Raw genomic sequence first — 12,362 nt, 5'->3', positions numbered from 1 at the left:
GACATGAAGTGGGATACGCAAGTATTTGCAGATGATCAGCAGAGCTATTCCAGCGTGGAAAATCTGGCAAATTATGAGCAGGGAATGCCACCCTATGCCTATTGCTTGCCTCGGTATGCGAAGTTGGACGGTACATATGAAAATGCTCCGGATGAGATTACTCGAGGTGGAAAAGGCTACATCAGTGCATCTCTGAGTGATCAGAATGGAGCATTTGAAACTGCGCCGATGATTACGATAACCTTCGACCGCTTGAAGACCAGCAATGGACTTCTGATTGTTGGAAACCGTGCATCTGGGGATTATGCCAGCGAGGTGAAAATTTGTTGGTATAAGGATGGAGAAGTTGTTGCTGAGCAGGAATTTTCTCCGACTTCCGTAGAATATTTGTGCCAGAAAAAAGTTCCATTGTTCAATAAGATCGAGGTGTCGTTCCTGAAAACAAGCAAACCATATCGGTATCTGTGGATTTCCGAGTTGTTGAACAGAAAAATGACAGATGCAGGTGGTCTGAAGATTGTCTACGATGATATTGCGCTTGGTGCAAGCGAAGACAGCACAGCATCAGCGGACGACAAGGAAACCTATGTGGATATGCAGGATCTGGTTGAAGGAGTCGAGTATCCTAATTATGCCATGTGCTTGCGAAGATATTCCAAACTGAACGGGGAGTACGAAAATGCTCCGGATGGAGATCTGAAAGATATGGGATATGTAAGCAAAAAAATTTCCAATGTGTATGGATCATTCACGACAGCGCCGGTAATAACATTTTTATTCACACAGACATATTCGAGCGTGGGGATAACTTTGCATTTTAATACGCATTCAGGGGACTACTGTTCTCTTTTAAATATCAAATGGTATAGAGATGATGAGCTGTTAAAAGATCAGGATTATGAACCGGACTCGGTGGACTATTTTTGCTATGGAATTGTGGATTACTACAACAAAGTAGTGATCACATTCAAGAAGACCAGTAAACCATATAGAAAATTATTCCTCAGTGCAGTGACATGGGGACTGATCCGGACGTTCAAGGATGATGAGATCGAGGATATTGATGTTTTGATGGAAACGAGTCCGATATCCGAAGAGGTGACGATCAATATCATGTCATATACGCTTCGGAGCAAGACGGCATATGAGTTTGAATTTCAGAAAAAACAGAAGCAGACATTGTATTTTGATGAATCTGTGCTTGGAATCTTTTACCTGAAGGATGGAAAACAGCTTGGAGCAACCAGATATTCCGTTGAGACACAGGATGTAGTCGGGATTTTGGATAGTAATCCATTTATGGGAGGGATGTATAAGAGCGAAAAAGTTTCAGAACTTCTGGATGCGATCATGGAAGGGGAGAGCACAGAGTATTTTCTTGACGATGCGTACAAAGATATAACTGTAAGTGGTTATCTTCCGATTTGCACAAAGCGAGAAGCTCTTCAGCAACTTGCATTTGCGATCGGTGCGGTCGTGAATACCGCGTATGATCGCCAGTTGTATATATATCCGCAGACGACAGAAGTATCAGGAGAATTTACTCCGCGAGACGTTCGACAGGGTCTGACAGTAAATCACTCTGATATTGTGACCGGAATACGGCTGTATGCCCACAGCTACACTCCAAGCACAGAAAGTTCCCAGTTGTACAAGGCTGTTCTGGATGGAACTGTAAAAGTTGAATTTTCTGAACCCCAGCACAGTTTGGAGATTACAGGTGGACTGCTTGGGGAGTCTGATGTGAATTATGCATATATTATCGGAAACGGTGGAGAAGTTACGCTGACTGGGTCGAAATATAATCACAATACGGTTGCTTTTTTGAAAGAAAATCCAAAAGTTTCCAAGAACAAAAATATTGCGGAAGTCAAGGAGGCGACTCTTGTCACAGTGGAGAACGCTCCGGAAGTGCTCGAGAGAGTGTATGCATTCTATGAAAATAATGAGAGTGTAAATTTCACAGCGACGATTGACACTCAGGAACTTGGCGATCGAGTCAGCGTAGCGACAGGGTTTAAGGGAACGATAGAGGGAACTATCACGAAGATGAATTACAAATTCAGCCGAAGGAAAATGACTGCGGAGGTGGTGATAGAGTGAATTCAACTTTAGAAAGTCTGATTACAGATCGGACAAAGAGTGATCTTATAAATGACACAAATCGAGCATACATTGCATATTCGGATCTGAGAAGGATAGAAAGTGCTTGTACAATTCTTGCTGGTTACTTTGGAGTAGAGATTGAACAGAGATCAAAATTATGGAGTGAAAGTGATTTTCGCACAGAATCAGAGATGGCGAGGATCCGGCGCAATTTGATTGTACTCAAAAAGGCATTTTTCGTTAAGAAAAGCACTCCGGCAGTGCCTGAAAAAATAACCTACACGAGCATTTATCAGGCGAACGACATCGAAAAGATTTTGAAAGATCTGGGAGAAATGCATGAGAGTATGGTAAGTGGTGAGCGCAGGATGTCATTTAAACTCGGAACTCGAATGCTTGGAAACAGGAGGTAATAAGGTGGCACTGAAAACGGATTTTAAAAATGATATTTTCGAGGGAAACCGAAAATACAAGATCAGTACGGATGCATCTGGACAGAGTGAGATTGTGGAAGTGACTGATTTTACGCAGGAAGGAGATGCTTTCGGAGCAGACGAAATCAACACTACCAATAAGGCAGTGAACGATCTGCTGGATAAAATGACAACGCTGGGAAAATCTGTGAGTGATGGAAAGACGCTTGTAGCCGCAGCCATCACGGCGAAGAAGGTGGCGGCTACGGTTTCGGATAGCTTTGCGACGCTGGCGGAGAAGATCGGTAAGATCGTTCTTGGATCCGGAAATGCAGTGGCGGCGGATGTCCTGAAAGGAAAGACGTTCACGAACTCCGGAGGCACAGAGCTTACTGGAAGCATGCCGGATCACAGCACTAAGGATTCTCTGGGCGGGATTAACAGCAACTATCCGGATGTTCCGATCCACAAAGGCACGCAGGGGCAGTTCTGCACACCAACGGCAAGCCCAGAACGATTGTTTGCGATCCGCCCAGATAAGGGATATTGGAACGGAAATACCTACGCGGCAGCGCCGGCAGAGTCCAAGACAGTGACACCGCTTACAACACAGCAGGTGGTTTCTCCTGCTTCGGGCGGTGTATTGGAAAAGGTTACTGTGGCAGCGATCCCGAAACAGCGCGGAACAAGCCAGAAATCTGCCAGCTGTTATACATACAAGCACACAGACGGAGTGACGTATCTCGTGAATTGGATGCCTGCCGGTTGGTACAGCGCTTGGCAACCAACATCCGGTACGGCGACATACGCAGAGGTATGGACGAGGCAGGCAGATGTGGCGAGTGCGCTGGGGCTTACTGCGAATAAAATCAAAAAGGGGGTTACCATCTGTGGAATTACCGGTACATGGGAGGGATATGTTGCGGGAAGCGGAGACCTCTACAATAGAGGAGCACTTGATAGCTCTGCTGGGTTTGCGGTAGTCGGAGAGGTTTCGTCCGGTGTGGGTACGCTTGGATATCAGACAACTTACATGCTACTTACTAAGTATTATGGAATAATGCTGTATACGGGAAAAAAGTATGAATGCACAGGGTATTCCAAGCTGAATTTTACAGTTTCCGCAGATTCGTCAAGAGATGACGTGGATTGGTATGCGGTGTTGTTTACTGGAGATGCAAAAGCCGGAAGTACTTATGCGGATGGAATCCTGAAGAAAACGTACGTGGGTTCTACGAATTCAGTAACTGAACAGACGTTTTCTGTTGATATTTCTGATATAAAAACAGCTTGTCATATTGGAATTGTCATGGATTCTGCTACTACTGGACCGGGATATGAAAAAGGACGAGTCTTCAAGATTTGGTTGAGCTAATCACTCCGAAGCGGAGTTGATATAAAAATAGGAAAGGAAGAAAAAAACTATGAAGAAGAACAGAAGTAAGGCAAAGTACAATGGGGTAAATGTAGCATACGGACCGGCGACCGGTATCCCGACTCCGGAGCCAAAGAACGAGGTTCTGAGCAAGGGCAAGGAGCACGAATACACTGGCGATTCCACTCCGGGCACGACCAACGGACTGCATCCGGATCATGTCGCAGGTGGTCCGGGACACAAGGAGTGCAAGCACGAGTAATAGGAGGAAGACCTATGTCATTTCAGGGAACTACACAGGAAATAACGCTTAATATGTACGGCGCCCCATCTGAGGGGCGCTATGTAGAGGTACAGCAGGGAGACACGAGTTCCAGAATAGTGCGCTTCTACCTCAAGACCTTCGGGGATGCGGAGTTTGCAATTCCACCGGGTGCATCCGTACAGTTGTGTGTAAGCAGGACAGACAAAAAGACGGTTGTCTGCGATGGAACAGTGGAGAAAGAGGGCGGGAACTCCGTGCTCGTGACACTCTTGCCGGAAGCCTGTGCCTGTGCCGGAAAGCAGGCAGCACAGTTGTGCATCTACTCACAGGATGGAGACATTCGATCGCAGATCTTCTATCTCCGCGCTCCGGAAGCAGTCTACAAGAAAGGCACTGTAAACCCATCGGATGATGACGAGGAGACGTCTGGACTTTCTAAAGAAGAGAAGGATCTGCTTCTGACTCTCTTAAAGAGCGCGGCATACACTTCAAGCGAGATGGGAGGTGCGTACAATGCGCTGAAGGACATCTGGAACGCGAAGCCGGCAGAAAAGGTGTATTACACAGTAACAAATACGCTCAGTAATGTGATCAATTCCAGCTCAGCAACCTCAGTGCAGGAAGGGAAAGTCTACGGCGCGGTTTTGACACCGGCAGAAGGTTGTGAGATCGGCACTGTGAAGATCACGATGGACGATGTGGACATTACATCCACTGCGTACACGGTATCCAGCGGAGCGATCCGGATCAGCGCAGTTACTGGAAATATTGTGATCACTGCAACGGCGACGAAGAAGTCACAGACCGTGGCTGTGCAGAGCATTACTCTGGATAAGCAGACAGCTTCCCTTACAGTCGGCGGAAGCCTTACGCTGAAAGCAACCGTACTGCCGGCAGATGCAACCGACAAGACTGTAAAGTGGACAAGCAGTAATGCATCGGCAACGGTTTCCGGTGGTACAGTCAAGGCGGTCTCTGCGGGGTCGGCGGAGATTACCGCGACAGCCGGAGAGAAGAGTGCGACCTGCAAGATTACGATTGCGGAGGCAACCGTAGCCGTGCAGTCCGTGAGCTTCACCGAGACTTCCGGAAGTCTGGAGATCGGAAAAAGCCTGACTCTTGTGCCTGTGATCACACCAAGCAATGCAACAGACAAGACAGTGACATGGAAGAGCAGTAAGCCGACAGTGGCAAGCGTGGAAGGCGGTCTGGTCAAGGCACTTACCGCCGGATCAACGGACATCACGGCAACAGCCGGAGGAAAAACGGCAACGTATGCTCTTACAGTTTCGGAAGTAACGGTTGAGGATGAGACTTTGGTGTACAGCCTGCTGGATGAGACTGCCTTTGACCCGAGCGCGCAGAAGTACATTGACACGGGTGTGAAACTGTTTGAGAGCATTGAAGAGAAGCCGAGCTGGACGATTCTGATGGAAGTCCAGTATGGAGAAAACGTAGATGCATCTTCTACATACTGTCTGGCGCACTGCATGGAGGAAAGTAGCCCATGGCCCGGATTGAGCATTGCATCATGGGCGGACGGTTCCCTTGGAGTGAATGTGTATGGAGGAAAATCCCAGCTTAGTACGATGGCAAAACTGAAAGCGCAGAAACGTAAGTTGGCGCTTAAACTGGAAGGCACAACCGGTACAAGATGGAATGTAGATGGAACTTCCACGACATTTACGATCTCCAACTATAATACAGCTGTGGATAAGACGCTTATTCTTGGTGCATATCAGACTTCGGATGGGGAGAAGGGACGTTATTTTGATGGCACGTTGTCGCAGTTCCTTGTATATAAAAAGGCGATGAGTGATGAGGATATTACGGCATGGCTGAATGAGTAAGGAGGTCGAACGTGGGAATTTATAATATTTATGGTAATCAGATTTCTGGCGATTCTGGAACCGATAGTGTGGGGATCATCGGCGCTGTCGGCGACGGAATTACGGATGACACCAAGGCACTTACAACCGCACTGAGCCAGAGCAATGCGGTTGTGGACGGTGGAAACAAGAAATACAAATACATGTCCATTGAGATTAGTGGCGTGGAGAATCTGACCGTCCGAAATGTAATTTTCTGGAAGGGACAAAGAATAGAAGTTGCTGGTTGCAAGAACATCCGCTTTGAGCATTGTACATGGGAAGGCATTAACTGCAACGGTGATTCTGAGATCTGGACTTATGGCATCCGTCTGCGTGAACGGACGGATGAATCTGGCAATGAGGTTTGGTGTGAGAATGTTTGGATTGAGGACTGTGTGTTCTGGGATATTTGGTATAACCCTTCTGTCAACAACGGCAGACCGACGGACGTTACAGGACAGGCTATTTTGCCTCGTAGTGTTCACAATCTTTACATTCACCACAATTTCTTCACGCAGGTCAAAGGCAATGCTTGCATCCATTGGAACAGTTACAAGAAAAATGGTTATGCAGAAGTTACAGATAACACATTCTACTTAAATGCTTATGGTGGCATCTGTGTCTATGCAGTCCAGCAACAGTTTCCGAAGGTCAAGGGCAGAGTATGCAACAATCAGTTCATCGGCTGTGGACTTGGCTACCTTCCGCCGGAATTTATTAACAGTTTTCCGGAAAACCAGAGAGGTTTGGGCTGTGCAGGTTTGTTGGGCGGTGCCGGCACGAGGGCTACACCTTATAAATGGCACTTCATCTGTGAAAACAATGTTTTTGAAGACTGCGTGGAATCCAGCATCGAGGGGCCTGTATGGAATCCATGCATCGCCAACAGTATCACCGGACAGGGCGCAGCGCAGACAGAAGAGAATTGTCGCCTGATGGAAAAAAAGTATCATCTGGATTACAAGTTACAGGTGCGTATTATCAATTCAGTCAATTTCATCTACCGAAACTATTACCGAGATGTAGATGGCACATTTCCGAATGATGACGCTGAGCCTATCGTATTTGCAAATAACGTGATGGGTACTGCCTATGTGCCACGCCAGAGCTACATCCAGTTTAAGGGCGAGTACAATGTACCGTTTATCTTTACCGGAAATACAATGCGCACAGGTCAGCCACATAGCATTGATACGCACTTTCTGTTTTGTACTTTTCATGCAGGCATCCGGTTTGAAAATAATGACGGAATCTACCCGTATTTTAACTCTTGTACTTTTGAAGGCGATGTTGTTTTGGACGATATACAGAGCGCATACAAATCTGATTTTACGAAATGTAATTTGATTACGAACCAAAGTAGAGGACGTTTTTTGGAGACAGAATTCTCTATGTTCGATCCAGCGAAAGCAATCCTTGAAAACGATCAGGCGACCACAGAAGATGGAATAGCCACTTTGACGGCATATGATGTTCCGGAAGAGATTGAAATCCCAACTGACACAGTGTATGACATCCGATCGGCAGATGGGTATGTTGCAGAACAAGGATATGTTTTTCCCGGACCGACAGAGCACAAGCATATTGATACGGGCATCCAGCTCTTGAAGAACGGCAGAGACTGGACAATCTTCCTGAAGTTCACCGGAAATGAGACGACAGAGATTCCATCCGGAAAATCCGGAATCATGGCGCTGTTTACAGTTTATGATTCAACATCTGACAGCAACCGTCTCCTCACTGGCGGACAGTGGGCGAATGTCGCCACTGTCGTAAAACCGAATTCGAGCGTTGTTTCGCTGGACACCAAGACCAGATATACATTAAAGGATCTGAAGCTCTTAATGCGCAAAAAGGGAAGTAAGATTGAAACATGGCTGATGAGAAAGGACGCCGATGCAGATGATCTTACGCAAAATTTGACAGCGTATGACATTCAAGAGAGCGATGATCTGAGTGGATTTTCTGGAAATTTGTATGTGGGTGTACAGCAGAATTATCTCGACAGTGATATATATTCTCTTCTGGGAACTATGGAAGAATTTGAGGTATTTCAGAGAGCTGTAAGCAATGCAGAGGTAGGAATGTTGCTGTACGGAAAGGTATTGGAATCTTCTGATAACATTGAAGAAGTTACACCTATTTACGACATCACTTCAGATCAGCATTATAATGCTGAAGAAAGTGCGGTAGTGTTCGATGGAACGTTCGGCATCGACACAGGGGTGGAGTTATTTGCGGACAGTTCGGATTTCACTGTAATTGCACGCTTCGAGTTGGAAAATTATCACGATGAGGGGCTGACAAATTTCAACTTTATTCCGGTTTTGAGTGCGATGAATTACGCAGAGGACAAAAAGAAGAGTCCCGGATTTGATATCGGACTTTCACTGCAAGGTGGATCTGGAGGTAATGATCTGGATGCAGTTCCGACAGGTGGTTTCATAACGATCCGAAACTCTTGGAAGTTTAGTAATTCAGCATTAATTGAACGTTCTTATTTTGCTTATCCCGGACATGATTATGGTGTAATTATTATCCGTAAAAATGGTGTATTGAGTTTTTGTGATTTCAACATGCAGAAATTCACAAGTATCAGTGGATCTGATGCTGATACTGTTTTCAATGGTACGTTGCGTATCGGAGAGAACATGGTTGCTCCAACGCTTGCAGGCAATAATAAACTCAAAGGTAAAGTATATGAGTGTAAGATCTATAAAGAAGCACTTAGTACTATTGTTTTGGAAAATATGTTTCCAAATCTGTACTCGAATGAGAAACGTATCAAAGGAACTCTATGCTGTTATGTGCCAAATCAGCGCTACGAGAACCATCTGATTCGTTACATTTATCTGGAAGCATACATCGATATGGGCGACTATGCTACACCAGAATATGCAGGAAAATATCCGAAGGCGGTCGGGGTTAAAATCGACGGAATTGGAGATGTGATTTGGGTCGGAACTGGTTCCAATGGACGAGTCAAGGCATGGATTTACAGCAATAAGACGATTAAGCCTTACAAGAATCTTGCTGTTCGGATCGTAAACACCGGACTGTGCCCGAAACTGAAAGCAAAGGTGCTTGCGTTCCGCTGTGCGATCCTGACAGAGAAGAGTGATGCTGTGGAATCGGTAGATGCACTGGATTTCAGCGTAGAGTGGGAGAAAGAAGATCTCACTGTTGCCGTGGGTGAGACGATAACCGGACATGTGAGTTGGCTTCCGGAAGGCTCCAATAGCGGAACAACGTTGGCTCTTGTAGCATCGGAAGGCATCACGGCGACATTCGTGGACGATCTGCTTACTGTAACTGGAGTAGCAGAGGGCGAGGCAACGCTGGAGGCGACACTGCCATCTGGTGTGCAGAAACTGTATAGTATACAGGTAACAACGGCATAAAAAGAAAGCACCCGAATCCACAGGCGAACGGATTTTCGGGTGCTTTTTGAATGTAAAAACTTCTTTTGCAATATTATAGCATGATTTGCGGAAGGAGACAAACGAAAAGATGAAAAGGAGCACATGCATGACAATTCAGATGTTTGCGACCGGGGTGGTCGCGTACCTCAGCGAAAAGCTGGGGATTTCTTTTTATTTACTCAGCGTCCTGCTTGTTTTGATGGTAATCGATTATTTCACCGGAATGACAGCATCTGCCGTGGAGGCACTGGATCATCCGGGAGATACCGGGTATGGTTGGAGCAGCAAGAAGGGAGCTAAGGGAATTGCGAAGAAAGTAGCCTACTTGTGCGTGATCGCCGTAGCTGTGAGTGTAGATTACCTGATTGTAAAAGCATCTGGCGATCTTGGTATCGTTCCGCCATCGAAGGCAATGTTTAGCTTGCTGGCGACAGCTTGGTATATTCTGAATGAAACTCTATCCATCACCGAAAATGCAGGGCGAATGGGCGCGCCGGTTCCAGAGTGGCTTGTGAAATACATTGCGGTTCTGAAGGATAAGATTGATGGCAAGAATATGGATATAGCAGAAAATAAGTAGAATACTGACAGAAAATATGATATGATGTAGGAGCTGTCGAACCTCCAGCAGAAAGGAGGTGAGCCTTATGGTAGAATTACTCATCACGTTTCTTGTCTCTGTCGTAGCAGGTGTAGTTAGCTACTACATATGCAAATGGCTGGATAAAGACAAATAGGCAGCAACAGCCTAAAACGGAATAGCTCACCGTAACGAGCAAGAAAACCCCAGAGGGTGCCACCTCTGGGGTTTTTGTTTTGCCTTATGGAACTCATCACATTCCTTAGCTATCTACATCATATTCTATTTTCTCAAAAATGTCAATATTCCAAAGAATCTCATACAATAATAAAAGAAAAGAGGACAAGACTATGCGAGATATTACTTTATGTCATCCGCGCCTTCAGCGTATTGCTGATGCTTGGATCAGAGCTTGCGCCGGTGAAGGTATCACTGTGGCGATCAGCGAAACACTTCGTACTGTGGCAGAGCAGGACGCTCTTTATGCTCAGGGCAGAACAAAGCCCGGTAATATTGTAACCAATGCGAAGGGAAGTAGTTACCGATCACAGCATCAGTGGGGCATCGCCTTTGACTTTTATTTGAAGATGGACATTGATGGAGACGGCAAAATCTCTGATGATGCTTACAATGACAGCCAGGGGCATTTTCGCCGTGCAGCGGAAATTGGGAAAAAACTGGGTCTTGCCTGGGGTGGTGACTGGTCCAGCATTGTAGACAAGCCACATCTGTACCTGTCGGAATGGGGGAGCACACCGACCGCGCTGATCCAGAAGTATGGTACACCTGAAAAGTTTATGGCTACCTGGGTGCCGGAAACCATTAAGACTAGCTGGCAACAGGAAGATGGCGGTTGGCGTTTTTATTATCGAGATGGCAGTGGAAAGTATGTGGTCAATGCCTGGTACAAAGATGGAGACAAGTGGTACTGGTTCGATGGTGCTGGCATGATGGTCCGTAATGTTTGGTATCAATACAACAACGCCTGGTATTATCTGGGTGATGATGGTGCAATGGTAAAAGGATTGCAGACAGTGGGTGGTAAGTGGTATTATTTGAATGAAGAGGGACAAATGGCAACAGAGCCGATCACCCTCACCCCCGATCAGGATGGCGCGCTCCGGATGCCGGGGGTGGCAGGGTAAGCGCGACAAGATGTTATAATTAAGAAAAAATCCGGCGATTTGCACCGCCGGAAATAAAAAATATTGTAGGTTTTTACAGTATAGCCCACCATATTGGCTCATAATAAACTGTGCCATTCTTGGATTCGTCTGTGAGATTTTTACCGGATATTGCAGACGCTTTTCATATCTCCACATCAGTTTGCTCCCCCTTCCCACGGCCACGGATTCTGAATCCAGTTCCAGATGTCCCCGGTTACCTGAGTGATACTTAAAGGACCGTATGCCTGTTCATACATCTGAATGGCATTCTGGTAGAGCTGGCAAAGTCTCTGGTAATACGCCATCGCCTGGGTATCCTCTGGATGGGTATCTAAATAGAGAAGGATGTCATCGATTGCAAATCCGGTCTCATAGACTTGTCGTGCAAGAGGATAGGATTGAGGTTGATTTTGCTGAGTCTGTGGAATCTGAGAGAAAAGAGAATTATTTTGCGAGCTGGTCTGCGTATTTTCATTGCATCCACATGCCATCAGCGACACCTCCCCATCTCAAATGGATAATCGAGATCTGGAAAAATCGTACCGCGGGTGAGTGCCTGAGAGAGGGGATAGGTTCTTCCCCATTCCTGCCAGGGAACATAGGTCATTCCGGGCATTATTCCGCATTTTCCAAAAGAATCCATTTTAGAATTCATTGTGGAATCCCTTAAGAAATCTATGCTGCAATCCGTCGTTCTCTGGCAGGATGAAGCTGAAGTTGTTGGCATCTCTCGCTTGTCATCATCCAAGTTCATGTTTCTTCCATTTCCACGGTAGGAAGCGTCCCTACACGGGGAAGATTCTCCGGATGAGAGGGTTCCCATCCACCACTCTCCGCAGGAAGTGTCAAAAGGCTGTGTATTTTGTGGTCTCATCGGTCGGCTGGTACAGGCGCATCGTTGACTGTTATGGTCCATGTTCTGTTCTGCCTCCATTGCTTTTCATACCGGAGCGAGAGCGGGTCTCGCATTTTTCCGATACTTTATCATATGGATGAACCCTGTCCCCGGTTCGACAAATGAAAAGTAAATGAAAAGCAAAAAATAAGAATCCAAAATAAGAAACTCAAATAAGAATTCCCTAATAAGAAATTTGAAATTAAAATGTCCTAACTAAGACTTCCCATACCTAAAATGGGATTCGCACCTTGAAAATTCAATATTTC

At 46.0% G+C, this 12,362-nt stretch carries 9 protein-coding genes and 1 pseudogene; 7 read left to right on the top strand and 3 right to left on the bottom strand.

Annotation, left to right across the window (positions count from 1 at the left end):
* Window positions 1–3: 3 nt before the first annotated feature.
* The 7 genes from AC4EVX_RS10690 to AC4EVX_RS10660 all read left to right on the top strand — a co-directional run bounded on the left by AC4EVX_RS10690 (window position 4) and on the right by AC4EVX_RS10660 (window position 11,177).
* On the top strand, window positions 4–2,103 hold the full coding sequence (locus tag AC4EVX_RS10690; protein ID WP_177978678.1) for a hypothetical protein: 2,100 nt from the start codon (window positions 4–6) through the stop codon (window positions 2,101–2,103).
* Window positions 2,104–2,523: 420 nt separating this feature from the next.
* Complete coding sequence (locus tag AC4EVX_RS10685; RefSeq protein ID WP_177978674.1) at window positions 2,524–3,894, top strand: hypothetical protein; 1,371 nt, start codon at window positions 2,524–2,526, stop codon at window positions 3,892–3,894.
* 49 nt (window positions 3,895–3,943) lie between these two features.
* Window positions 3,944–4,156 (top strand): hypothetical protein, encoded by a 213-nt coding sequence (locus tag AC4EVX_RS10680; RefSeq protein ID WP_177978672.1) that lies wholly within the window; start codon window positions 3,944–3,946, stop codon window positions 4,154–4,156.
* A gap of 14 nt (window positions 4,157–4,170) precedes the next feature.
* Complete coding sequence (locus AC4EVX_RS10675; protein WP_177978670.1) at window positions 4,171–6,009, top strand: Ig-like domain-containing protein; 1,839 nt, start codon at window positions 4,171–4,173, stop codon at window positions 6,007–6,009.
* 11 nt (window positions 6,010–6,020) lie between these two features.
* On the top strand, window positions 6,021–9,431 hold the full coding sequence (locus AC4EVX_RS10670) for a hypothetical protein (protein WP_490160191.1): 3,411 nt from the start codon (window positions 6,021–6,023) through the stop codon (window positions 9,429–9,431).
* A gap of 109 nt (window positions 9,432–9,540) precedes the next feature.
* On the top strand, window positions 9,541–10,032 hold the full coding sequence (locus tag AC4EVX_RS10665; protein ID WP_177978666.1) for a phage holin family protein: 492 nt from the start codon (window positions 9,541–9,543) through the stop codon (window positions 10,030–10,032).
* A gap of 350 nt (window positions 10,033–10,382) precedes the next feature.
* Complete coding sequence (locus AC4EVX_RS10660; RefSeq protein ID WP_177978664.1) at window positions 10,383–11,177, top strand: M15 family metallopeptidase; 795 nt, start codon at window positions 10,383–10,385, stop codon at window positions 11,175–11,177.
* An 84-nt stretch (window positions 11,178–11,261) separates the two neighbouring features.
* Here the strand turns inward: AC4EVX_RS10660 and AC4EVX_RS10655 are convergent.
* From AC4EVX_RS10655 to AC4EVX_RS10645, 3 genes and pseudogenes are all read right to left on the bottom strand, one after another.
* Window positions 11,262–11,354, bottom strand: a pseudogene (locus AC4EVX_RS10655) (manganese catalase family protein); the annotation flags it as partial.
* Complete coding sequence (locus AC4EVX_RS10650; RefSeq protein WP_177978662.1) at window positions 11,354–11,689, bottom strand: spore coat protein CotJB; 336 nt, start codon at window positions 11,687–11,689, stop codon at window positions 11,354–11,356. The gene AC4EVX_RS10650 and the pseudogene AC4EVX_RS10655, both read right to left, overlap by 1 nt.
* Entirely contained in the window at window positions 11,689–12,114 is a 426-nt protein-coding gene (locus AC4EVX_RS10645) for a spore coat associated protein CotJA (protein ID WP_490160190.1), read from the bottom strand. Before AC4EVX_RS10645 ends, AC4EVX_RS10650 begins: the two co-directional genes overlap by 1 nt.
* Between the last annotated feature and the right edge of the window lie 248 nt (window positions 12,115–12,362).

Source organism: Brotaphodocola sp. (genome assembly GCF_983179755.1).
The sequence above is the reverse complement of the archived record's forward strand: the minus strand, read 5'-3'. Positions and strand labels throughout refer to the sequence as shown.

Bases quoted from the DNA above. Each gene is read 5' to 3' on its own strand.
- AC4EVX_RS10675 (WP_177978670.1), top strand. From the start codon at position 4,171: ATGTCATTTCAGGGAACTACACAGGAAATAACGCTTAATATGTACGGC.
- AC4EVX_RS10645 (WP_490160190.1), bottom strand. From the start codon at position 12,114: ATGGACCATAACAGTCAACGATGCGCCTGTACCAGCCGACCGATGAGA.
- AC4EVX_RS10665 (WP_177978666.1), top strand. From the start codon at position 9,541: ATGAAAAGGAGCACATGCATGACAATTCAGATGTTTGCGACCGGGGTG.
- AC4EVX_RS10660 (WP_177978664.1), top strand. From the start codon at position 10,383: ATGCGAGATATTACTTTATGTCATCCGCGCCTTCAGCGTATTGCTGAT.
- AC4EVX_RS10680 (WP_177978672.1), top strand. From the start codon at position 3,944: ATGAAGAAGAACAGAAGTAAGGCAAAGTACAATGGGGTAAATGTAGCA.
- AC4EVX_RS10690 (WP_177978678.1), top strand. From the start codon at position 4: ATGAAGTGGGATACGCAAGTATTTGCAGATGATCAGCAGAGCTATTCC.
- AC4EVX_RS10650 (WP_177978662.1), bottom strand. From the start codon at position 11,689: ATGGCATGTGGATGCAATGAAAATACGCAGACCAGCTCGCAAAATAAT.